At 58.0% G+C, this 22238-nt stretch carries 21 protein-coding genes; 9 read left to right on the top strand and 12 right to left on the bottom strand.

The window, feature by feature from the left end; genetic code table 11:
* Window positions 1-203: 203 nt before the first annotated feature.
* Window positions 204-563, top strand: a complete 360-nt coding sequence (locus tag AC6I8F_RS00230; RefSeq protein ID WP_040679624.1) for a YceK/YidQ family lipoprotein — start codon at window positions 204-206, stop codon at window positions 561-563.
* Here AC6I8F_RS00230 and AC6I8F_RS00225 read toward each other — a convergent pair.
* The 11 genes from AC6I8F_RS00225 to dnaA form a co-directional block, all read right to left on the bottom strand.
* Window positions 541-1803 carry a YidR family protein gene (locus tag AC6I8F_RS00225; protein ID WP_498028377.1) on the bottom strand — a complete coding sequence of 421 codons (1263 nt, stop codon included), beginning with the start codon at window positions 1801-1803 and terminating at the stop codon, window positions 541-543. The two genes, AC6I8F_RS00230 and AC6I8F_RS00225, sit on opposite strands and share 23 nt — an antisense overlap.
* A gap of 106 nt (window positions 1804-1909) precedes the next feature.
* Entirely contained in the window at window positions 1910-3202 is a 1293-nt protein-coding gene (locus tag AC6I8F_RS00220; RefSeq protein WP_315659360.1) for an MFS transporter, read from the bottom strand.
* 244 nt (window positions 3203-3446) lie between these two features.
* Window positions 3447-4595 carry a galactonate dehydratase gene (gene dgoD, locus AC6I8F_RS00215; RefSeq protein ID WP_021506906.1) on the bottom strand — a complete coding sequence of 383 codons (1149 nt, stop codon included), beginning with the start codon at window positions 4593-4595 and terminating at the stop codon, window positions 3447-3449.
* Window positions 4592-5209 (bottom strand): 2-dehydro-3-deoxy-6-phosphogalactonate aldolase, encoded by a 618-nt coding sequence (locus tag AC6I8F_RS00210; protein WP_059010260.1) that lies wholly within the window; start codon window positions 5207-5209, stop codon window positions 4592-4594. Before AC6I8F_RS00210 ends, dgoD begins: the two co-directional genes overlap by 4 nt.
* Window positions 5193-6071: a 2-dehydro-3-deoxygalactonokinase gene (locus AC6I8F_RS00205; protein ID WP_498028376.1), complete on the bottom strand. Its 879-nt coding sequence runs from the start codon at window positions 6069-6071 to the stop codon at window positions 5193-5195. The genes AC6I8F_RS00210 and AC6I8F_RS00205 overlap by 17 nt, the downstream gene beginning before the upstream one ends.
* Window positions 6068-6766, bottom strand: a complete 699-nt coding sequence (locus AC6I8F_RS00200; RefSeq protein ID WP_058770730.1) for a FadR/GntR family transcriptional regulator — start codon at window positions 6764-6766, stop codon at window positions 6068-6070. Before AC6I8F_RS00200 ends, AC6I8F_RS00205 begins: the two co-directional genes overlap by 4 nt.
* Before the next feature lie 216 nt (window positions 6767-6982).
* Window positions 6983-7792, bottom strand: coding sequence for a sugar-phosphatase (yidA, locus tag AC6I8F_RS00195; protein WP_498028375.1), 810 nt, complete (start codon window positions 7790-7792; stop codon window positions 6983-6985).
* Window positions 7793-7966: 174 nt separating this feature from the next.
* The gene (gene gyrB, locus AC6I8F_RS00190; RefSeq protein ID WP_058758200.1) at window positions 7967-10375 is read right to left on the bottom strand and encodes a DNA topoisomerase (ATP-hydrolyzing) subunit B; all 2409 of its coding nucleotides are present in this window, start codon (window positions 10373-10375) and stop codon (window positions 7967-7969) included.
* Between the two features lie 17 nt (window positions 10376-10392).
* The gene (gene recF, locus AC6I8F_RS00185; protein ID WP_136546224.1) at window positions 10393-11478 is read right to left on the bottom strand and encodes a DNA replication/repair protein RecF; all 1086 of its coding nucleotides are present in this window, start codon (window positions 11476-11478) and stop codon (window positions 10393-10395) included.
* 171 nt (window positions 11479-11649) lie between these two features.
* Window positions 11650-12750 (bottom strand): DNA polymerase III subunit beta, encoded by a 1101-nt coding sequence (gene dnaN, locus AC6I8F_RS00180; protein ID WP_010617831.1) that lies wholly within the window; start codon window positions 12748-12750, stop codon window positions 11650-11652.
* A 5-nt stretch (window positions 12751-12755) separates the two neighbouring features.
* The gene (gene dnaA / locus AC6I8F_RS00175) at window positions 12756-14159 is read right to left on the bottom strand and encodes a chromosomal replication initiator protein DnaA (RefSeq protein WP_031279599.1); all 1404 of its coding nucleotides are present in this window, start codon (window positions 14157-14159) and stop codon (window positions 12756-12758) included.
* A 601-nt stretch (window positions 14160-14760) separates the two neighbouring features.
* Here dnaA and rpmH point away from each other — a divergent pair.
* The 7 genes from rpmH (at window position 14761) to AC6I8F_RS00140 (ending at window position 20605) form a co-directional block, all read left to right on the top strand.
* Window positions 14761-14901, top strand: a complete 141-nt coding sequence (gene rpmH / locus AC6I8F_RS00170; protein WP_000831330.1) for a 50S ribosomal protein L34 — start codon at window positions 14761-14763, stop codon at window positions 14899-14901.
* Window positions 14902-14916: 15 nt separating this feature from the next.
* A complete protein-coding gene (rnpA, locus tag AC6I8F_RS00165; protein WP_040679622.1) occupies window positions 14917-15276 on the top strand; it encodes a ribonuclease P protein component in 360 nt (119 codons plus the stop codon).
* Complete coding sequence (gene yidD, locus AC6I8F_RS00160; RefSeq protein WP_071813586.1) at window positions 15240-15497, top strand: membrane protein insertion efficiency factor YidD; 258 nt, start codon at window positions 15240-15242, stop codon at window positions 15495-15497. Before rnpA ends, yidD begins: the two co-directional genes overlap by 37 nt.
* Before the next feature lie 2 nt (window positions 15498-15499).
* Window positions 15500-17146, top strand: a complete 1647-nt coding sequence (yidC, locus tag AC6I8F_RS00155) for a membrane protein insertase YidC (RefSeq protein ID WP_021506916.1) — start codon at window positions 15500-15502, stop codon at window positions 17144-17146.
* An 81-nt stretch (window positions 17147-17227) separates the two neighbouring features.
* Window positions 17228-18592, top strand: coding sequence for a tRNA uridine-5-carboxymethylaminomethyl(34) synthesis GTPase MnmE (gene mnmE / locus AC6I8F_RS00150; protein ID WP_498028374.1), 1365 nt, complete (start codon window positions 17228-17230; stop codon window positions 18590-18592).
* Window positions 18593-18841: 249 nt separating this feature from the next.
* Window positions 18842-19804 carry an IS110 family RNA-guided transposase gene (locus tag AC6I8F_RS00145; RefSeq protein ID WP_021312959.1) on the top strand — a complete coding sequence of 321 codons (963 nt, stop codon included), beginning with the start codon at window positions 18842-18844 and terminating at the stop codon, window positions 19802-19804.
* 210 nt (window positions 19805-20014) lie between these two features.
* A complete protein-coding gene (locus AC6I8F_RS00140) occupies window positions 20015-20605 on the top strand; it encodes a malonic semialdehyde reductase (RefSeq protein ID WP_021506918.1) in 591 nt (196 codons plus the stop codon).
* 45 nt (window positions 20606-20650) lie between these two features.
* Here the strand turns inward: AC6I8F_RS00140 and AC6I8F_RS00135 are convergent, their stop codons facing one another.
* A complete protein-coding gene (locus AC6I8F_RS00135) occupies window positions 20651-21160 on the bottom strand; it encodes a flavin reductase family protein (RefSeq protein WP_031279601.1) in 510 nt (169 codons plus the stop codon).
* A 293-nt stretch (window positions 21161-21453) separates the two neighbouring features.
* Between AC6I8F_RS00135 and AC6I8F_RS00130 the strand changes: the two genes are divergently transcribed.
* Complete coding sequence (locus AC6I8F_RS00130) at window positions 21454-22218, top strand: 4'-phosphopantetheinyl transferase family protein (protein WP_031279602.1); 765 nt, start codon at window positions 21454-21456, stop codon at window positions 22216-22218.
* Window positions 22219-22238: the final 20 nt, after the last annotated feature.

Genomic DNA, 22238 nt, shown 5'->3' with positions numbered 1-22238 from the left:
GACCGCGTCGTGACCGTAGCTTAAGATGGGTGCGCTCAGGTCGCTTTCAAGGGGCAATGCGCTTTTTTTTGCAGCAATTCTGACGATATGGCATACACTCAGGGGACGCTTCGCCTGACGGGAAGGACATAACCACAGAGTTATGCGGATGTCAGGTGACACACTCCAGCCAGGGCCATGCCATGACTGTAGGGATGATGATGATGAAAATGATGAAACGCTTTCCACTCACCGGCCTGCTGGTCTGCTGCGCCTGTGCCACATCAGGCTGCTCCAGCGTGATGTCGCATACCGGTGCCAGCCAGGGTTACTACCCCGGCACGCGCGCCAGCGCAGAGATGCTGACCGATGACAATACCAGCTGGGCGATTAAACCGCTGGCGCTGATCGATCTGCCCTTCTCGGCGGTGATGGATACGCTGCTGCTGCCGTGGGATTACTTCCGCGCCGACGACGATAAAACCAAAGATTCGCCGCGCGAACGCGTGCTGCAGAGCGAGAAGATGGCTGGCACCCAGGCCAGCCTGGCCACCGCGGCGGCTATGCCGGCGGAATCGCACTGACGCAGAACAGCTGTCGCCAGCCGTCAACCTCGCGCATGTAGGCGATCTGCTTCCCGTCCGGCGACCACACCACCGCGTCGCCGCCCGGCGGTTGCGCGCTGCGCGCGGTAAGGCGCGTACACTGTCCGCTGGCTATCTCACAACGCATCACGCTGTTATCACAGATAAAGGCGATGGCTGCGCCGTCCGGCTGCCAGCTGAAAGCAGACTGAATGCTGCTGCGCAGTGAGGTGATCTGACGCGCCGCGCCACCGTTGGGTGAGACCGTCCACAGCTGCACAATACCCTGCTCGTCAGCCTGCAAAAAGGCGATCGCGCTGCCATCCGGCGCAGCGCGCAACCAGTGGCGCGGCTGCAGCGCCAGCCCTTTACTGTACGTGATCCGCCGCTGCTGCACGCCAGCCGGCGGTGCCGGCAGCTGCTCTGCCGTGCCCTGCAGCGGTGCATTGCCGGCTCTGGCATAGTCCGCCAGCGCCTCAGGCAGATCGACCACAAACACTTCCGGTACTTTTTCACTACTGGCATTGCGCGTATCGCCAATAAAGGCGATGGCCCAGCGCTGCCAGCTGCCGTCCGCTTTCTGATAGCCACGCTCACCGATCCAGCACTCTTCATAAGCGCGGTCAATCTGATCGCTGCCCGGTTGTGGATCGCGCCGGGTATGACTCACCAGCACGCAGTAGTGGCTGCCGTCATATTCGCGCGGATGCTGCTTCGGCGGGCACACCGGATGCAGCGGCACCGCCACGCCGACGTTGCGCAGGTCGTCACGCACATCGCGCTCATGCATCACGTGATCGTTATAGGTAAAGCTCAGCCGCGAGCCATCCGGACTGAACACATGCACGTGCGAGCCACCACGCAGCGCACCCGGCGTGTAGGGCGCGGTGATATCGCAGGCGTCGAGGTTCTCTGCGATGCCCTGCTGAACAATCACGCCGCGCCGGTGATGAAAGTCATAGTGCCAGTGCGCATCGGGATGCTCTGGCCCATGAATACAGACATAGCGCGGCGGCAGATCCGGACTCACGGTCACCACGCCGACGTGCGCGTCATCGCGCGCCTGATACAGCACCTCGACCGCGCCGCTGTGCACGTTGACGCGCTCAATGGTCAGGCTGGTAAACGAGGCGCCGGACGGCCGCACATCAAATGCCAGCCACTGGCTGTCGGCGGTCCAGACGTTGATATTGGTCAGCTGATGATGGCGCTGAGTAAAGGTGAGCTGTTTTTCTGACATGGGGCAACCTCAGATGTAACCGTTGCCGGACAAATTACGTGATGCCGTCCAGTTAAGCAAAAGCTGAGCAGCTAATGCGGGTGCGCAGGCATGCGCACCCGGAAGCTTAGCCCACGCGCTTCACATCCCCCACCAGCAGGATGTATGAGAGCGCGCCAATCAGCGCAACGGCGGAGATGTACACCAGCGCGGGCGCAAAGCCGTAATCCTGCGCCAGATACCCCACCACCAGCGGTACTGTGATGCCACCGAGGCCGCCGATAAAGTTAAACATGCCGCCGGTCAGGCCGATCAGGCGTACCGGCGCCAGCGACGAGACCAGCGACCAGGTGATGGACGCGAACCCGTTGCCGAAAAAGGCCAGCGCCATCAGCACCATAATCCACAGCGGATCGTTGGTGTAGTTTGCGCCCATAATGCAGGTGGAGATCAGCAGGCCGCAGATGATCGGCGTCTTGCGGGCAAAGCCGAGCGAGCGGCCGCTGCGCACCAGACGATCGGCCACCATCCCGGAGAGGATCACGCCAACAAAGGCGGCGAGAAACGGCACGGTAGTCATAAAGCCGGCCGTCAGCGCGGCAATATGTTTCTCCTGCGTCAGGTAGTTGGGGAACCAGGTAAGGAAAAACCACAGCGTTGAGGTCACTGCAAACTGGCCCAGATACACGCCGCACAGCTTGCGATGAAACACCAGTTTCCAGTCGGCCGCGGTGAGTTTAACGCGTGCTTTTTTCTCGCCGGGCGCATCGCCGTCGACCATCGCGCCACCGGCACGAATGTAATCCAGCTCGGCCTGATTGATGCCTTTGCTCTGGCTCGGCGCCTGATAAACCTTCATCCACACCAGCGACCAGATAATGCCAATCCCGCCGGTGATGATAAACACCCAGTGCCAGCTCAGCAGTTCCTGAATCCAGATCAGCAGCGGCGTGAGAAACGCCAGGCCGACAAACTGACCGGAGGTGTAAAAACCGACGGCCGAAGCGCGCTCCTGTTCCGGGAACCAGCTGGTAACCAGGCGATTATTGGTCGGGAAAGCCGGCGCTTCAAAAATACCGGTAATGGCGCGCAGACCTATCAGCGATAATAAGCCGCTGGCGAATCCCTGCAATAACGTCGCCACCGACCAGCCGAGAATAGCGATAAAATAGGTCAGGCGTGAACCTACGCGATCGAGAAACCAGCCGCCGGGAATCTGGCACAGCGTATATAACCAGGCAAAAGCAGAGAACACATACCCCATTTCTGCTTTGCTGATGCCAAATTCCTGCTGAATATGCGCCGAGGCCACGGCTAAATTAGCGCGATCGACATAACAAATGACTACCGTAATAAAAATCATCAGCAGCGTAATATAACGGCGACGCGTAGGTTTCGCCTGAACAGCAGAGAGATCCATGGTGTTTCTCCGTCAGGTGTCAGCTGGCAGACGTGCCGAAACACGCCGCAGCCAACGCAGGGTGAGGTTATCGAAGATAAAAGCCGCAGCAGCGGCAAACTGGCAGCGCGGTGAAAACAGGTTGAGCGCTACCCTGTGCCTTATATATTCCGCACATGGTTTAAATAGTCAGATGTTTAATCGCTTGGTAATCAGTGCTGTTATAAAGCGGTAAACGCAGCGACCGGGCGCAATACCACGGTTATTACCACTCGGCTACCGATCCATCCGGAAAGCGCCATAATGGGTTACGCCAGTCTGGCGCATTTTTACTGCGCGCAATCACCAGCTCTTCATTAATTTCCACACCGAGGCCGGGTTTATTTAACGGATAGAAATGGCCGTCATCCATTTTAAAATCATCTTTATTGATCACGTAATCGAGCAGTTCAGCGCCCTGATTATAGTGAATACCCATGCTCTGCTCCTGGAACACCGCATTACGTGACACGAAGTCGACATGCAGACAGGCAGCCAGCGCAATTGGCCCCAGCGGACAGTGCGGTGCCAGCGCCACGTCATAGGACTCGGCCATCGCCGCGATTTTGTAGCATTCGGTGATGCCGCCAGCGTGCGACAGATCCGGCTGCAGAATCGCCAGCCCACCGGCTTCCAGCACGCGCTTGAACTCGAAGCGGGAGAACATGCGTTCGCCTGCGGCAATCGGCAGGTGCGTCTGCGCCGCCAGGCGCGGATAGTATTCTGCCTGCTCGGCCAGCACCGGTTCTTCAATAAACAGCGGGCGATACGGCTCCAGCTCTTTGATCAGCACTTTGGCCATCGGCGCGCTGACGCGACCGTGGAAATCGAGGCCAAACTCAATGTCACTGCCAAAGGCTTCGCGGATCTGCGCTACGGTGTTAACAGCGGCATCGACCTGACGAGAATTGTCGATGATGCCCATCTCTTCACAGCCGTTGAGTTTGAAGGTGTCAAAGCCGATACCACGTAATTTCTTAATGCCATCAATCACTTCAGCCGGACGATCGCCGCCCACCCAGCTGTATGCTTTGATACTGTCACGCACCAGACCGCCCAGCAGCTGATACACCGGCACGCCCAGCGCTTTGCCTTTAATATCCCACAGCGCCTGATCGATACCGGCAATGGCGCTCATTAAAATCGGGCCGCCGCGGTAAAAACCGCCGCGATACATCACCTGCCACAGATCATTAATCCGCGCCGGATCCTGCCCAATCAGATATTCCGACAGCTCATGCACCGCCGCTTCGACGCTGCGCGCGCGCCCTTCAATCACCGGCTCGCCCCAGCCGATGATGCCTTCATCGGTTTCGATTTTCAGGAACATCCAGCGCGGCGGCAGGCGATAAGTGGTCAGTTTCGTAATTTTCATCGTACAGCGTCCTTATAGGCAGCAATAAATGCGCGGGCCTTCTCCACGGTGCGCGACAGCGGCTGACCGGCGCGATAGAGATCGCTGCCCAGGCCAGCCCCGACGCAACCGGCGGCGATAAATTCATGCAGGTTTTCCGGCGTAACGCCGCCCACGGCAAAGACCGGCACCTCCGGCGGCAGCACCGCTTTCAGCGCTTTGATGTAGCCCGGACCAAACGCCGACGACGGAAAAATTTTCAGCGCCTGCGCCCCAGCCTGCAGCGCGGTAAAGGCTTCGCTGACGGTGGCACAGCCTGCGGCAACCAGCATACCGTGCGCCACGGCCTGGCGAATCACCGCAGCATCGGTATTGGGCGTCACCACCAGCTTGCTGTTGAGCGCCGCCAGCTGATCGACCTGCGTCGCCTGCAGCACGGTGCCGGCACCGATCAGCGCTTTATCGCCGAAGGTTTGCACCATCGCGCCGATACTTTTCGCCCACTCAGGCGAGTTGAGCGGAATTTCAATCGCATCGAAACCGGCATCGATTAACGCCGCGACGTGCGCTTCAGCTTCATCCGGCGTGATGCCACGCAGAATGGCGATCAGCGGAAGTTTAGTGGGCCAGGACATGCGCAATACTCCTTATTCCGTGCTGGAAAGCGCGATCGCCCTCCAGCGTGACTGAATCTGTTCCGATAAAGGCCAGCGCCTGCTGATAACGCTGTGCCAGCGCGCTGCCGGCGATAATGACAATCGGCTGGCGGCTATGCGTTAACTGCTGCGTCATCTGCGCCACTTCATGGCCGATTAACAGGCCAGAGAGAAAATCACTGATATGGCGCCGATCGCGCGCGCCGAGCACGTGGGCGGCACGCACTTCAAACAGGCGCGCCAGAATTGAGCGGTCGTGGCTGCCAATCTGCAAACCGTCCCGGAACGCGTCCGGACTGGCTTCCTGCTCGGGTAAACCGGCGCCAATCAGCGACTGCTTCAGCAGTAAATGGTGCAGCTCGCCGGTCATCACGGTGCGGAAATCGATGACGCGATCCTGCTCCATCTGCACCCACTTAGCGTGCGTGCCCGGCATGACATACAGCGGCGCGGGCTGCAGCGTGACCGCGCCGAGCAGCTGGGTTTCTTCACCGCGCATTACGTTGTAGTTGTCGTCACGTTCGACGCTCAGTCCCGGCACAATCCACGCTTTTCCTTCCACGCAGGTCAGGCGATTGCTTAATGCATTGAGCGCCACCGGACAGGCGAGATAAGGCACTGCCAGCCAGCCAGCGTTGCTGCCCACCATACCGGCCATGATCACCGGGACTTCGGCCACCGGCCAGCCGTCGGTAATGGTGGCAAACACCTGAGCAGGCGTGCGGTCGCCGAGGCGCGTCACGCCCGCTTCCGAACGGCGCTCATCGACGCATTCACCGGCGCGGTAATACCAGGCGCGCAGGTTGGTGGAGCCCCAGTCAATGGCGATATAACGCGTCACAAAATCTCCTTGAGTCGGGCGGTTGAGCTGGCAATCATCGCCTTCGCCGCCTGTTCCGCCGCATCGCCATCCTGGTGGCGAATGGCATCGAACAGCGCTTTATGTTCGGCTAACGTGCGCGGCATGTTGCCGGAGTCCGCCATGTAGGTTTGCGCAAACACCGCTTTTTGCAGCTGGCTGATCGCCACATTGAGCTGCTGCAGCACCGGGTTATGCACCGAGGCCATCACCGCTTCGTGATAGCGGATATCTGCGTCGTTAAAGGCATCACGGTTGAGGTGGTTGGCCACCATCTCGTTGTAGGCCAGCTCAATCGCCGCCAGATCGGTCGACGTTGCCCGCTCGGCCGACCAGCGCGCAATCTGCGGTTCCACCAGCACGCGCACCTCGTTCATGGCCGCAATCAGGCGCGGATCGTGATCGTGCGCCAGCGCCCACTGCAGTACATCGCTGTCGAGATAGTTCCACTGGTTACGTGAAGTGACAAACGCGCCGCGATAGCGCTTCATCTCCATCAGGCGTTTAGCCATCAGGGAGCGATACACTTCGCGGATAATATTGCGCGAGGTTGAAAATCGCTCGCACAGCTCCGCCTCCGCCGGCAGCGCGGCGCCCGGCACATATTTTCCCGCAACAATCTCTTCACCCAGCGTCTGGATGATGCGCTCTGTTTTACTCAGTGGTTCCTGCGTCATCGTGTTCGATTCCATGAAAGGCGTGAGAAATCAGATTACTGCTTTCGTAGTGCAAAGCCCAATCCCTGACGCATCCTGTAGCGGCGATTGTAGTACCATATAGATTGTTTGTACTACAATGTGGATCACAAAACAGACAACCCATCGGCACACTGGCAGCAAAAAATTCAGCAGGGAAGTGACGGGCAGCAGAACGCCGCCCGCATCAAAGGAGGGTTACAGCACTAACTCTTCAATGGCGTGCGCGACGCCATCTTCCATATTGGTTTTCGTCACGAACTGCGCAATCTGCTTCACGGAATCAATCGCATTGCCCATCGCTACGCCGGTGCCGGCGTATTCAATCATCGCCAGATCGTTTTCCTGATCGCCAATCGCCATCACTTCTGACGGCTGCAGGCCGAGTTTCTCCGCCAGCATTTTTACGCCGTAGCCTTTGTTGACCAGCGGATTAAGGATTTCGAGATAGTAAGGTGCACTTTTCAGAATGGTATAACTGTCGCGGGCCCGCGCCGGTAAGGCGGCGATGGCTTTATCCAGTAGCTCCGGTTTATCGATCATCATCAGTTTCGGGAAGCGCGTCGCCGGGTCCATCTCTTCTACGGCGCGATAGCGCACCGGAATGCCAGTCAGGCTGGCTTCGTGAATGGTGTATTCACTGATGTCTTTATTTGGCGTGTAGAGGAAGGATTTGTCGAACGCCTGAAAATGTACCCCAAGGTCGCGCGCCAGTTGTTCCAGGTAGAGATAGTCATCAAAGCCAAGCGTCTTCTCAGCCACCACCTCACCGCTGTCCGCGCTGTGCGCCAGTGCGCCGTTGTTGCTGATGCAATACTGCCCCGGCTGGCGCAGATCCAGTTCCATCAGGTAGCGCTCCACACCAACAAACGGGCGTCCGGTGGCCAGCACGATCGACACACCTTTATCCCGCGCCCGGCCAATCGACGCTTTGACGCCCACCGTGATTTCGTGCTGCGGATTCAGCAGCGTGCCGTCCATATCGATCGCAATCAGTTTTATCGCCATAACGTCCTCGGTTAATTCAGGGTCTGGCTTTAATGCTAGCGCGATTCAGCTCACATTGACCAGTTAATCGGCAGCGGAAGATGCGTTGCGAACAAAGAGGTTGGTGCTCAGGAGGGAATTAATAACGGCAATTAAAACAAAAAACCCTTCCCGTTTGGGAAGGGTTTTGCGATATCAGATATCGATGTTGGCGGCTTTCAGCGCGTTCTCTTCGATGAAGGCGCGGCGCGGTTCAACCGCATCGCCCATTAGCGTGGTGAACAGCTGGTCGGCGGCGATGGCGTCTTTGATGGTGACGCGCAGCATGCGGCGGCTGTCCGGATCCATGGTGGTTTCCCACAGCTGATCCGGGTTCATCTCGCCCAGACCTTTATAGCGCTGCACTGACAGACCGCGGCGCGACTCTTTCACCAGCCAGTCAATCGCCTGCTCGAAGCTGGCAACCGGCTGACGGCGCTCGCCGCGCTCGATGTAGGCATCCTCTTCAATCAGACCACGCAGGTGCGCGCCGAGTGCACAGATTTTGCGGTATTCCGCGCCGTCAATGAACTCGCTGTCCAGCGGATAATCGGTATCAACGCCGTGAGTACGCACGCGCAGCACCGGCTCAAAGCGCTGCTGTTCGCGGTTTTCCCGCACCTGTGCCACATAGCTGCTTCCATGCGCTTCGCGCTCGTTCAGGTAAGCCACCAGGCTCTCCAGCCATGCGGTCACTGCCGTCTGATCGCTGAGATCGCTCAGGGTTGGATGATAAACCAGCGCGCGCAGCAGCGCAGACGGGAAGCGGCGCTCCATACGCTTGATCATCTTCTGGGTGCTGTTGTATTCCGCCACCAGGCTTTCCAGCGGCTCGCCGCCCAGCGCCGGTGCGCTGGCGTTGGTGTGCAGCGTTGCGCCGTCCAGCGCGATGGCAATCTGATACTGATCCATCGCGTCGTCATCTTTAATGTACTGCTCCTGCTTGCCTTTCTTCACCTTGTACAGCGGTGGCTGCGCGATGTAGACGTGGCCACGCTCGATGATTTCCGGCATCTGGCGATAGAAGAAGGTCAGCAGCAGCGTACGGATGTGCGAACCATCGACGTCCGCATCGGTCATGATGATGATGCTGTGATAGCGCAACTTGTCCGGGTTGTACTCATCGCGGCCGATACCGCAGCCCAGCGCGGTGATCAGCGTGGCGACTTCCTGTGAAGAGAGCATTTTGTCGAAACGCGCTTTCTCCACGTTAAGGATTTTACCTTTCAGCGGCAGAATCGCCTGGTTCTTACGGTTACGTCCCTGCTTGGCGGAACCTCCTGCAGAGTCACCCTCCACCAGGTAGATTTCAGACAGCGCCGGATCGCGCTCCTGACAGTCTGCCAGCTTGCCCGGCAGGCCCGCCAGGTCCAGCGCGCCTTTACGACGGGTCATTTCACGTGCACGACGTGCGGCTTCACGCGCACGCGCGGCATCGATAATTTTGCCGACCACAATTTTGGCGTCAGACGGATTTTCCAGCAGGTATTCGCTCAGCAGTTCGTTCATCTGCTGTTCCACCGCCGATTTCACCTCGGAAGAGACCAGCTTGTCTTTGGTCTGAGAGGAGAATTTCGGATCCGGTACTTTCACCGAAACTACTGCCACCAGGCCTTCACGCGCGTCGTCACCGGTAGCGCTGACTTTGGCTTTTTTGCTGTAACCTTCTTTATCCATGTAGGCGTTGAGCGTACGCGTCATCGCCGCGCGGAAACCGGCAAGGTGCGTTCCGCCGTCGCGCTGCGGAATATTGTTGGTGAAGCAGTAGATATTTTCCTGGAAACCGTCGTTCCACTGCAGCGCAACTTCAACGCCGATACCGTCTTTTTCGGTGGAGAAGTAGAACACATTGGGGTGAATCGGGTTCTTGTTGCGGTTGAGATATTCAACGAACGCTTTGATACCACCTTCGTAGTGGTAGTGATCGTTTTTATCGTCGCGCTTGTCTTCCAGGCGAATCGACACGCCGGAGTTAAGGAATGACAGCTCGCGCAGACGCTTCGCCAGGATTTCATATTCAAAATCGGTGACGTTGGTGAACGTATCGTGGCTCGGCCAGAAACGCACGCGCGTACCGGTAGCGTCGGTATCGCCGGTCACCGCCAGCGGCGCCTGCGGCACACCGTGCACGTAGGTTTGCTGATGCACTTTGCCGTCGCGACGAATGGTCAGTTCCAGCTTCTGCGACAGGGCGTTCACCACCGATACGCCGACGCCGTGCAGACCACCGGAAACTTTATAAGAGTTGTCATCAAACTTACCGCCGGCATGCAGTACGGTCATGATCACTTCGGCAGCAGAGACGCCCTCTTCCGGGTGGATACCGGTCGGAATACCACGGCCGTCATCCTGTACGGAGACAGAGTTGTCGGCATGGATGGTGACCACGATATCACTACAGTGGCCGGCGAGCGCTTCGTCGATGGCGTTATCCACGACCTCGAATACCATGTGATGCAGACCGGTGCCGTCATCCGTATCGCCGATGTACATACCCGGGCGTTTGCGTACCGCATCAAGCCCTTTCAGGACTTTGATACTTGAGGAGTCATAAGAATTCGACATCAACGTTTCTCGCTCATTTAATCTTCAGGTTGAACCGCTATTTTACCCTGTTCCACGCGGAACATCTTGCCCTTTTCGTCACTCATATCGATTACATGCTCGACACCAATGGCGCTGACAAACACCTGAGCCTGCGTGGCTTTCAGGCGTTCCGCCAGCAGGCGACGACGGGTGTCATCCAGCTCGGAGGCGAAGTCGTCAATCAGGTATAAACAGCGACGTCCGCTGCTGCGCGTCAGGTACTCGCCCTGCGCTAACCGCAACGCACACATCAGCAGCTTTAACTGACCGCGTGAGAGTAAATCTTCCACCGGCGTGCCTTCAGCACGAATCCGAAAATCGGCTTTGTGCGGACCGCTGGCGGTGTAGGTGAGCGCACGATCGCGCTCGAAGTTGCGCTCCAGCAGCTCGCCGAAGTCGCTCTCTTTGTCCCAGCCACGCTGGAAGGAGAAGCTCAGCGCAAACTCCGGTAAAAACTGGCTGCAGGTGACGGTGATTTCGCTGGCAATGGCTGCGCTGTATTCAGCGCGCCAGGCGCTGATCTGTTCTGCCAGCGGCACCAGCTCCTGATCCCATGGCCGGATCTGGCTGTAGCGCGCGACCTGGCGCAGCGCCGCGTTGCGCTGTTTCAGCAGGCGACGCAGATTGCTCCAGGCCAGAAAGAAACCGGGATAAGCATGAAAGCAGCCCCAGTCGATGTAGGCTCTACGGTATTTGGGGCCGCCGTTGAGCAAAGTAAACCCCTCTGGCGTAATCAGCTGCATCGGCAGCAGCTGCGCCAGCTCGGCGACTTTATGGCCGTCGCTGCCGTCGATGCGGACTTTGCTGTCGCCGGCGCGGTTTTTACTAAGGCCGACCGCCAGCTCGCGCTCGCTGCCTTCAATCCGCCCGTGCAATACAAACGCGTCCTGATCGTGACGAATTACGCGTCCGGCCTGCAAACTGCGGAATGCGCGGCCGTGGCCCAGTGTATAAATCGCCTCCAGCACGCTGGTTTTACCGCTGCCGTTGGCGCCCACAAGAAAATTAAAGCCCGGCGCCAGCGTGAGATCGGCCTGCTCGATATTACGAAAATCTTTAATCAGGAGGCGGGTTAAAGCCATGAATCAATCCAGCCAGAGGGGGTTGCCTAACATTAACAATCCAGGCCGTTGGCGGCGCAGGCAGTCTGGCCACGGCCAGCGCGCAGGCCCTGGGAGCATACTGAAGTATGTGACCAGGGGCGAGCACTGCCCGGGACCAGAATGGCAAGTAAGCCAGGCCGATATTTTCTATTACAAACGCATGGGCATCACGACGTAGGCCGCAGCCGGACTGGCTACATCTTCAATCTGCACGCTGGAAACCGAATCCGTCAGCAGCAGACGCACGTTTTCGCACTTCAGCGCGTTCAGCACATCCAGCACGTAGCTGACGTTAAAACCAATCTCCAGCTCGGTGCCGCTGTACGACACGTCCAGCATCTCTTCTGCTTCTTCCTGCTCCGGGTTATTGGCGGTGATGCGCAGCTGATTTTCGGTGATATAGATGCGAACGCCGCGGAACTTCTCGTTCGACAGGATTGCCGCGCGGGCAAAAGCCTGTTTCAGCAGATCACAGCCCGCTTCCAGTGCTTTGTCTGGATTCTTCGGCAACACGCGGCGATAATCCGGGAAACGGCCATCAACCAGCTTCGACGTAAAGATGAAATCGCCGACGTGCGCGCGAATGTTGCTGCTGCCAATCTGCACCTGCAGCGGCGTCTCACCGCCGTCCAGCAGACGGACCAGCTCAATCACACCTTTACGCGGTACGATCACCGAATGGTTCGGCAGCGCCTGTCCGACAGGCATCGAACAGACCGCCAGGCGATGGCCGTCAGTGGCAACGGTGCGCAGCTCTTCGCCTTCGGTCTCAAACAGCATGCCGTTGAGATAGTAACGCACATCCTGATGCGCCATTGAGAACTGCGTGGCTTCAATCAGGCGTTTAAGCGTGGCCTGCGGCAACGTGAATTCCACTTCGCTCTGCCAGTCGTCGAGATTCGGGAAGTCGCTGGCTGGCAGCGTCGACAGCGAAAAGCGGCTGCGGCCGGAGCGCACCAGCATGCGGTCACCTTCCAGCGTCAGACTGATCTCTGCGCCTTCAGGCAGACCACGGCAGATATCGAGAAACTTACGCGCCGGCACGGTCGTCGCGCCCGGTTCGTGCGGCTGGGTCAGCGCCACGCGCGCCACCATCTCCATCTCAAGATCGGTACCGGTCAGCAGCAGCGTGCCTTCATTCACCTGCAGCAGTAAATTTCCGAGGATCGGCAGCGTCGGGCGTCCGCCAAGCGGGCCACTCACCTGTTGCAGTGGCTTCAGCAACTGCTCACGTTCAACAATAAATTTCATATGCGTCAGGAAGATAATGTTCGAATGAGGTTAGAGAAATCTTCTTTGATGTCGTGGCTCTCTTCACGCAGCTGCTCGATTTTACGGCAGGCATGAAGCACGGTGGTATGGTCACGGCCACCAAACGCATCGCCAATTTCCGGCAGGCTGTGGTTGGTGAGCTCTTTGGCCATCGCCATCGCCATTTGACGCGGACGCGCCACCGAGCGCGAACGGCGCTTCGACAGCAAATCCGCCACTTTAATTTTGTAGTACTCGGCCACCGTCTTCTGAATGTTGTCGATGGTCACCAGCTTTTCCTGCAGTGCCAGCAGGTCGCGCAGCGCTTCGCGCACAAAATCGATGGTGATGGCACGGCCGGTAAAGTTGGCATTGGCAATCACACGATTCAGTGCCCCTTCCAGCTCACGCACGTTAGAGCGCAGACGCTTGGCAATAAAGAAGGCCACTTCGCCCGGCAGACGGATGTCGTTTTCGTCCGCCTTTTTCATCAGGATCGCGACACGCGTCTCCAGCTCAGGCGGCTCGATCGCCACGGTTAATCCCCAGCCAAAGCGTGATTTCAGACGATCTTCCACCCCGTTGATCTCTTTCGGGTAACGATCCGAGGTCAGGATGATCTGCTGATTACCTTCCAGCAGCGCGTTGAAGGTGTGGAAAAACTCTTCCTGCGAGCGCTCTTTATTGGCAAAGAACTGAATATCATCGATCAGCAGCGCGTCCACCGAACGGTAGTAGCGCTTAAACTCCTCGATGGCGTTGTTCTGCAGCGCTTTCACCATATCCTGCACGAAGCGTTCGGAGTGCATATAAACCACTTTGGCATTCGGCTTGCGCGCGATGATGCCGTTGCCCACCGCGTGCAGCAGGTGCGTTTTACCGAGGCCAGTGCCGCCATACAGGAACAGCGGGTTATAAGCGCCGCCAGGATTATCCGCCACCTGACGTGCCGCCGCGCGCGCCAGCTGGTTGGACTTACCCTCAACGAAGTTGTCGAAGTTGTGGCGGTTATTCACGTTCGAGCGGTAGGTCACATCAGCCGGTGCCGGAACCGAATCCCAGCTCGGGCGCAGCGGCTGTGCCGGTGCCGGACGATTCTCAGCCGGTGCAGGCGCGCTGACGCTGCTGGCCATGGCGGGTTGCGTAGCAGCCACCGGCGCAACCGGGCGCGTGCCGACCTCAAAACGCAGCAGCGGCACGTTCGCACCGCAGAATTCATTCAGCAGCCCATTGATACTATTGAGATATTTATCCCGAACCCAGTCGAGTACAAACCGATTTGGTGCATACAAGGCCAGCGTATTGTCGTTCAATTCAGCCTGCAGCGGACGAATCCACATGCTGAATTCGGTGGCAGGAAGCTCATCCTGCAAACGGGCAAGACACTGTTGCCAAAGCGTAAGTGACACGGCGGACTCCACTCGTACAAAATCGATAAGAATTTCAGGCGCTAATAATAGAAACTGTCTTTTTTGACACAGGCGGTCAGAAAGCGCCTGCGACCGCTATCCGCGGTAGTCATCCCCGGCGATCGCAAGGAGGATCGTCAGCGGAAGGGCGGATCATAGCGCAAAGCGCCTCAGAGATCTTCCCTTTCTACACAGTTTTGATCCATTTTATCCACAGGGTGTCCAGGCATGCATCAGTTTACGCCGTCTGCGGAAAAAGCGAGCGGGGATCAGGCTGAAAGCGAGAAATTTTCCACCGCGCTCGCATTTTTGCCGTTACGATCGGCGCGGCGATCGCAAGAAGATCCTGGACGATCCTTGCGCTTTCCTTTATAGCCCGTATAATTCCCCACCCGGCATTGGCGCGTGAAGCTTTGATGCCCGGAATTAGCGGGCTGTATCAGAGTTTTCAGGTCTCGCGCCCAGCGAAGTAAATTGACTCCGGACTGTACAATTATTACAATCCCGCCTCTTTATTAAAGACACATTGAGGCGTCGGTCGTTTTACTGGCCCGAAAACGCGTCACCCAGTGAAATTTTTCAAGTTTAGGTAGAAATCGCCATGAAACGCACTTTTCAACCGTCCGTACTGAAGCGCAACCGTTCTCACGGCTTCCGTGCTCGTATGGCTACTAAAAATGGTCGTCAGGTTCTGGCACGTCGTCGTGCTAAAGGCCGTGCTCGTCTGACCGTTTCTAAGTAATAAAAGCTAACCCTCGTGGTTAAGCTCGCATTTCCCAGGGAGTTACGTTTGTTAACTCCCGCTCATTTCACTTTCGTCTTCCAGCAACCTCTTCGGGCTGGCACGCCGCAAATCACCATCCTCGGCCGCCTTAATTCGCTGGGGCATCCCCGCATCGGTCTTACCGTCGCCAAGAAGCACGTGAAACGCGCCCATGAACGCAACCGGATCAAGCGATTGACCCGCGAAAGCTTTCGTTTGCGTCAACACGAGCTGCCGCCGATGGATTTTGTCATCGTGGCGAAAAAAGGGATTGCTGACCTCGATAACCGTGCACTGACGGAAGCGTTGGAGAAATTATGGCGTCGTCACTGTCGCCTGGCGCGCGGCTCCTGATCGCCCTGATACGCGTTTATCAACGCGCCATCAGCCCACTGCTGGGACCTCATTGCCGGTTCCATCCCACCTGCTCGCAGTATGGGGTGGAAGCTGTACGCCGCTTCGGCATGTTAAAAGGCAGTTGGTTGACGATTAAACGCGTATTAAAATGCCACCCTTTGAACCCGGGTGGCGACGATCCGGTGCCGCCAAAAACCTTTGATACCAGAGAACATTAACGATGGATTCGCAACGCAATCTCTTTCTCATCGCTTTTCTGTTCGTGTCTTTTATGATCTGGCAAGCCTGGCAGACGGACCACGCTCCGCAGCCACAGCAGACCCAGACCACGCAGAACACAAGCAGCGCAGCGGGTGATGCCGCCTCTTCCGGCGTGCCGGCTAGCGGCCAGGGCAAAACGATCACCGTTAAGACTGATGTCCTGTCACTCAACATTAATACCCGCGGCGGTGATATCGAGCAGGCACAGCTGCTGACTTACCCGGACAAACTGGGTTCAGACGCACCGTTCCAGCTGCTGGAAACCACCCCGGCCTTCGTTTATCAGGCGCAGAGCGGCTTAACCGGCCGTAACGGTCCGGATAACCCGAACAACGGCGCACGTCCGCTGTATACCGCTTCCCAGGATCACTTCGAGATGGCCGATGGCCAGACCGAGCTGCGCGTGCCGCTGAGCTGGACCGGTGAGAACGGCGTGGTTTACACCAAAACCTTCGTGTTCAAACGTGGCGAATTCGCGGTTAACGTCGACTACAACATCAATAACGCCTCGCAGCAGCCGCTGGAAGTGGCGATGTTTGGTCAGCTGAAGCAGACGATCGATCTGCCGAAGCATCGCGATACCGGCAGCAATAACTTTGCGCTGCACACTTTCCGTGGTGCCGCTTACTCGACCAGCGATGCGAAGTATGAAAAATACAAATTCGATACCATCGCTGATAACGAGAACCTGAACACCACCACCAGCAACGGCTGGGTGGCGATGCTGCAGCAGTACTTTGCGACCGCATGGGTGCCGCGCACTCAGGGTAACAATACGCTGTACACCAGCAATCTCGGCAATGGTGTGGCGGCAATCGGCTATAAGTCGGCGCCTGTGACCATCGCCGCCGGCGCGCAGCAGGATCTCGGTGCCACCCTGTGGGTCGGTCCGGAAATCCAGGACAAAATGGCCGCTATCGCGCCGCACCTCGATCTGACCGTGGATTACGGCTGGCTGTGGTTCATCTCTCAGCCGCTGTTTAAGCTGCTGAAGTTCCTGCACAGCTTTATCGGTAACTGGGGCTTCTCCATTATCGTTATCACCTTCATCGTGCGTGGCATCATGTACCCGCTGACCAAAGCGCAGTACACCTCGATGGCCAAGATGCGTATGCTGCAGCCGAAGATTCAGGCTATGCGTGAGCGTCTGGGTGATGATAAGCAGAAGCAGAGCCAGGAGATGATGGCGCTGTATAAGGCGGAGAAAGTGAACCCGCTGGGCGGCTGTCTGCCACTGGTTATCCAGATGCCAATCTTCCTGGCGCTGTACTACATGCTGTCCGGTTCCGTTGAACTGCGTCATGCTCCGTTTGTACTGTGGATCCATGACCTGTCCGCGCAGGACCCGTACTACATTCTGCCGGTCATCATGGGTATCACCATGTTCTTCATTCAGAAGATGTCACCGACCACCGTGACCGATCCGATGCAGCAGAAGATCATGACTTACATGCCGGTTATCTTTACCGTGTTCTTCCTGTGGTTCCCGTCAGGTCTGGTGCTGTACTACATCGTCAGCAACCTGGTAACCATTCTCCAGCAGCAGCTGATTTATCGCGGGCTGGAAAAGCGTGGTTTACACAGCCGCGACAAGAAGAAAGCGTAACGCCCGGCAACGCTGAGCAGGACGCAACATCTCCAGGGGCGGCATTTATGCCGCCCTGTTTTTTTTTGGAAGAAGGTACTTATGAGCCACAGTGACACTATTGTTGCCCAGGCGACGCCTCCCGGCCGTGGTGGCGTCGGTATTCTGCGTATTTCCGGTGGCAAAGCCGCTGAGGTGGCGCAGGCCGTGCTGGGCAAGCTGCCAAAGCCGCGCTACGCCGACTATCTGCCCTTTAACGATGCTGATGGCAGCGTGCTGGATCAGGGCATCGCGCTGTGGTTCCCGGGTCCGAACTCCTTTACCGGCGAAGATGTGCTGGAGCTGCAGGGCCACGGCGGTCCGGTGATTCTCGATCTGCTGCTGAAGCGCATTGTGGCGCTGCCGGGTGTGCGCATTGCGCAGCCGGGCGAGTTCTCGGAACGCGCCTTTCTGAATGACAAGCTCGACCTGGCGCAGGCTGAAGCGATTGCCGATCTGATTGATGCCAGCTCCGAGCAGGCCGCCCGCTCCGCCGTCAACTCGCTGCAGGGTGCCTTTTCACTGCGCGTTAATGCGTTAGTGGAAGCACTTACTCATCTGCGCATCTATGTGGAAGCGGCGATTGATTTTCCGGATGAGGAGATCGACTTCCTTTCCGACGGCAAAATCGAAGCGCAGCTGAATGCGGTGATCGGCGATCTCAACGGCGTCCGCGCCGAAGCGCGTCAGGGCAGCCTGCTGCGTGAAGGGATGAAAGTGGTGATTGCCGGTCGTCCCAACGCCGGGAAATCGAGCCTGCTCAACGCACTGGCTGGACGCGAAGCAGCGATCGTCACGGATATCGCCGGCACCACGCGTGACGTGCTGCGCGAGCACATCCACATCGACGGCATGCCGCTGCACATCATCGATACCGCCGGTTTGCGTGAAGCCAGCGACGAAGTGGAACGTATCGGCATTGAACGCGCCTGGCAGGAGATTGAGCAGGCGGATCGCGTCCTGTTCATGGTGGATGGCACCACCACTGACGCCACTGAAGCCGCCGCCATCTGGCCTGATTTCGTGGCGCGCTTACCAGCCGCGTTGCCAATTACGGTGGTACGTAATAAAGCGGACATGACCGGTGAAACGCTGGGCCTGACAGAAGTAAATGGCCACTCACTTATTCGCCTGTCGGCGCGCACCAGTGCTGGCGTCGATACGCTGCGCGAGCACCTGAAACAGAGCATGGGCTTCGCCGGCAATATGGAAGGCGGCTTCCTCGCGCGTCGCCGCCACCTGCAGGCGCTGGAGTTAGCAGCCACTCACTTACAGCAGGGCAAAGAGCAGCTGCTGGGAGCCTGGGCGGGCGAACTGCTGGCCGAAGAGCTGCGGCTGGCGCAGCAGGCGCTGAGTGAAATCACCGGCGAGTTTACCTCCGACGACCTGCTGGGCCGGATTTTCTCCAGCTTTTGTATTGGTAAATAGTCGCCGTCACAGGTCGCCATAAATGGCGCCCCTTATATCCCGATCATTCTCCTCCGGGTATGATGATCCCCGACTGATCATCGGGAAGTTGCTGGTGAGATGGGGGCGCCCCCTGGGCATAAAGCCTGCTTCGTAGATTCATCCCCGGCAACTTAACTCCCGCCTTCAAGACCGGACGGTATCCTGTGCCCCGAGCACGCATCCATAAGGATGGTCATGGCGGTTTCCCTGTGCTGTTAAGGAGAATCTATGCAAACCCGTATGCCTGTCGGCATTGATGTTGCCTCCGGAAAGTTTGATGTGGCCGTCTGGAAAGGCGACACGTCTTACAAAACCAAAGTCTTTCCCAACACCCCTAAGGGCTTTATCGCCCTGAAAAAATGGCTGGAGCCGTTCGGCTGCTGCCATATCTGCATGGAGGCTACCGGCGCGTACAGTGAGCCGCTGGCCACCTTCCTGCACGACGAAGGCTATGATGTCAGCGTGGAAAATCCCGCGCGCATCAGGCGCTTCGGACAGGCGGAGCTGAGCCGTAACAAGACGGATAAAGACGATGCGCGCATGATAGCGCGCTACTGTAAACTGCACGGCCCGTCGCTGTGGCAGCCGGCGCCGCTGAATGAACGCAGGCTGAAGGCGCTGGTGAAGCGCCTGACGAATCTTCAGGAAATGCGGCAGATGGAAGAGAACCGGCTGGAGGTCTCGGATGCGGTGGTGCAGCCCTCAATCCGCGTGGTCATTGCGGCGCTGGATGCGCAGATAGACGAAACGAAGCGGGCAATAAACGACCATATCGACAATGATCCGGGCCTTAAAAAGAACAGGGAACTGCTGGAGTCCATCCCGGGCATCGCGGGCGTGCTGAGCAGCACGATGCTGGCGTATCTGGGGGACATGTCGAGGTTCAGCAGCAGCAAGGCGCTTGTGGCGTGGGTGGGTCTGAATCCGATGCGGCAGGAGTCCGGTGAGTGGAAGGGCAAAAGCAGGATATCGAAGATGGGCAACAGCGCGATGCGCAAGGCCCTGTACATGCCTGCGATAGTGGCGATGAAGTGGAATCCGGCGGTGAGTGCGCTGAAGAAACGGCTGGATGCGGGTAAGAAAACGGGAAAAGTCGTGGTGTGCGCGGCGATGAAGAAGCTGCTGCAGCTGGCTTATGGCGTGCTGAAATCGGGTCGTCCGTTCGATGCCGAAATATGTCTTGCCAGGTAACCGGCAAGACGGTATCTACAGGGGATTCATGTGATGCTGTAGGGTGCGCATTTAGGCGCACCGGAATCGCTACCAACATACATCTTTGTTATTTGGCGCGCCCTCGCCTTTGTCGTATAACGGTTGAGGGTCGCCGCGTAAACGCAGCGGCCCCATCCATTATTCATGCTAAAAATCAGGCGCAGGTTGTTGCCTGAACAGGAGAGAAACATGAGTACACCGCTCGACAGCGTGGCGCTGAATGCGCTGTTTACTGAAGCCCGCACCCATAGCTACTGGCAGGATAAACCGATTTCGCAGGAGGTGCTGAAGCAGCTCTATGCGCTGACGGCGCTGGGGCCGACCTCAGCCAACTGCTCGCCAGGCCGCTTTGTGTTCGTGACGTCTCAGGAAGGTAAAGAGAAGCTGAAACCGGCGCTCTCCTCAGGCAATGTGGATAAGACTATGGCGGCACCGGTGACGGTGATTGTGGCGTGGGATCCGACCTTTTATGAAGCACTGCCAAAACTGTTCCCGCATGGCGATGCACGCAGCTGGTTTACCAGCAGCCCGGATTTGGCCAAAGAGACCGCGTTTCGCAACAGCAGCCTGCAGGCGGGCTATCTGATTCTGGCGGCCCGCTCGCTGGGACTGGATGCCGGCCCGATGTCCGGTTTTGATCCGGCTAAAGTTAACGCCGCGTTCTTTAGCGAAAATAACTGGCAGGTCAATTTACTGATCAACCTCGGCTATGGCGAAGCCAGCAAGCTGCATCCGCGCCTGCCGCGTCTGAGCTTTGACGAAGCCAGCAAATTTGCCTGATGCGTTAAGCCGCGCAGCCGCCCGACGCGCGCGCTGCGCCATGACTTAGCCCAGCGAGTGAAAACCGCTGTTGAAGTAGACCATCGGCGCTGTCGCTTCGCCCGGCAGCGCAATACCCACGATACGCGCCAGCAGCACGCTGTGGGTGTTCCACTCCACCGTTTTTTCCAGCTGACAATCGAAGCTCACCAGCGCATCAGCCAGCACGGGCGCGCCCGTATTAAGGGTTTGCCATTCACCGCTCTGGAAACGCTCAGCGCGGCGCGTCGGCGAGCTGAATTGCGCGCACAGGTCATCGTGCTGCTCGCGCAGAACGTTCACGGCAAAGTAGCCCGCCTGCAGAATGGCATCGTGGCTTGATGCGCTGCGGTTAACGCAGACCAGCAGGCTGGGCGGTTCCGCTGCCAGCGAGCTGACCGAGGTGGCGATCAGCCCGAACTTTTCTCCGCTGGATGAGGTGGTCACCAGCGAGACACCGGCAGTGAGACGGCGCATGCCGTGACGAAATTCATCCAGCGAGATCGATTCCTGGCGAGCAAGAGAGGTAACAGACATAACAACTCCGACGTGCATGGTTTGCGATGCGCACGATTGGCAGATAGGTGAATAATTTAAGCACTTCATTGTGCAGCTCTTTCCTGTCCAAATCCTACACCACATCCGCCGCTTCGGCACCCCATCCGACACCAATGTGCAAAAGCCTCATATTCAATTGCAGCTCATGGCAATGAGATTCGCCTCGTCCTTATCTGAATTTACTGGCTATCCAGCGTAAGCGGGATGCAAACCCATGAGAAAATTCTTACAATAGCCCTGATGATTATCCGACCATTTTCACGGAGCGACAGATGGCTAGTCATTTTGTTCGTTGGGTGGTTAACCCGCCCCTCACCCCAGAGACCATGCGGGTTCCACAGGATGTGATGACCAGCGCCGGGCACCTGCCTGATAAGCGCCGCGGCCGCTTTCTTGCCGCACGCGCGCTGCTGGCCCAGCTGATGCTGCGCGTCTATGGTATTCGTGACCTGCCGCCGCTGATCGCCAGCAGCAGCGGTCGCCCCTGCTTTGCCGATCCTAATCTGCCTGACTTCAGTATCTCCTATGCCGGTAACATGGTCGGCGTGCTGCTGGCGGAAGAAGGCGGGCGCGCTGGCCTGGATATGGAAATCGTCCGGGCGCATAGCCGTCAGGCGCAGGATGCCCTCACGCAGGGGCTGTCATCGGGTGAAAAGGCGTGGATTAACGCCCAGCAGGATTTTATGGAAGCGGTGACGCAGATCTGGACGCTACGCCAGAGCATCCTCAAACTGACCGGCGAAGCCAACAGCGGTATTGATGCGCTGCGGCTGCATCCGGCGGCCGGCCGGCTGCGATCCAGCGTCTATCCCGATATTCAGGCGGTGTGTGATGCCGAGCCGACGCTGGTGTGGTCCTGCGCGCTGTCGCCCGGCACTGAGCGTTTACGGCTGTGGGAGATTGATGCGCAGCAGCAGTGGCAGTCGCTGCGCGATGTGGAGATGAGCAAACCCAACATCGGGCCGCGCACCCTGCGCCTCACCAGCCTGCCCGGCGAGCGTGTCGCCAGTCAGCCGGAAGTCAGGCATCCCGGATAACCAGGCCGCACCCGCGGCCT

Source organism: gamma proteobacterium symbiont of Axiagastus rosmarus, assembly GCF_059730925.1.
Note: the sequence above shows the minus strand (reverse complement) of the source record. Positions and strands in the feature narration are given on the sequence as shown.

Coding starts and splice junctions, on each gene's coding strand:
- AC6I8F_RS00230 (WP_040679624.1), top strand. CDS start 204: ATGAAAATGATGAAACGCTTTCCACTCACCGGCCTGCTGGTCTGCTGC.
- AC6I8F_RS00225 (WP_498028377.1), bottom strand. CDS start 1,803: ATGTCAGAAAAACAGCTCACCTTTACTCAGCGCCATCATCAGCTGACC.
- AC6I8F_RS00220 (WP_315659360.1), bottom strand. CDS start 3,202: ATGGATCTCTCTGCTGTTCAGGCGAAACCTACGCGTCGCCGTTATATT.
- dgoD (WP_021506906.1), bottom strand. CDS start 4,595: ATGAAAATTACGAAACTGACCACTTATCGCCTGCCGCCGCGCTGGATG.
- AC6I8F_RS00210 (WP_059010260.1), bottom strand. CDS start 5,209: ATGTCCTGGCCCACTAAACTTCCGCTGATCGCCATTCTGCGTGGCATC.
- AC6I8F_RS00200 (WP_058770730.1), bottom strand. CDS start 6,766: ATGACGCAGGAACCACTGAGTAAAACAGAGCGCATCATCCAGACGCTG.
- yidA (WP_498028375.1), bottom strand. CDS start 7,792: ATGGCGATAAAACTGATTGCGATCGATATGGACGGCACGCTGCTGAAT.
- gyrB (WP_058758200.1), bottom strand. CDS start 10,375: ATGTCGAATTCTTATGACTCCTCAAGTATCAAAGTCCTGAAAGGGCTT.
- recF (WP_136546224.1), bottom strand. CDS start 11,478: ATGGCTTTAACCCGCCTCCTGATTAAAGATTTTCGTAATATCGAGCAG.
- dnaN (WP_010617831.1), bottom strand. CDS start 12,750: ATGAAATTTATTGTTGAACGTGAGCAGTTGCTGAAGCCACTGCAACAG.
- rpmH (WP_000831330.1), top strand. CDS start 14,761: ATGAAACGCACTTTTCAACCGTCCGTACTGAAGCGCAACCGTTCTCAC.
- yidD (WP_071813586.1), top strand. CDS start 15,240: ATGGCGTCGTCACTGTCGCCTGGCGCGCGGCTCCTGATCGCCCTGATA.
- yidC (WP_021506916.1), top strand. CDS start 15,500: ATGGATTCGCAACGCAATCTCTTTCTCATCGCTTTTCTGTTCGTGTCT.
- mnmE (WP_498028374.1), top strand. CDS start 17,228: ATGAGCCACAGTGACACTATTGTTGCCCAGGCGACGCCTCCCGGCCGT.
- AC6I8F_RS00145 (WP_021312959.1), top strand. CDS start 18,842: ATGCAAACCCGTATGCCTGTCGGCATTGATGTTGCCTCCGGAAAGTTT.
- AC6I8F_RS00140 (WP_021506918.1), top strand. CDS start 20,015: ATGAGTACACCGCTCGACAGCGTGGCGCTGAATGCGCTGTTTACTGAA.
- AC6I8F_RS00135 (WP_031279601.1), bottom strand. CDS start 21,160: ATGTCTGTTACCTCTCTTGCTCGCCAGGAATCGATCTCGCTGGATGAA.
- AC6I8F_RS00130 (WP_031279602.1), top strand. CDS start 21,454: ATGGCTAGTCATTTTGTTCGTTGGGTGGTTAACCCGCCCCTCACCCCA.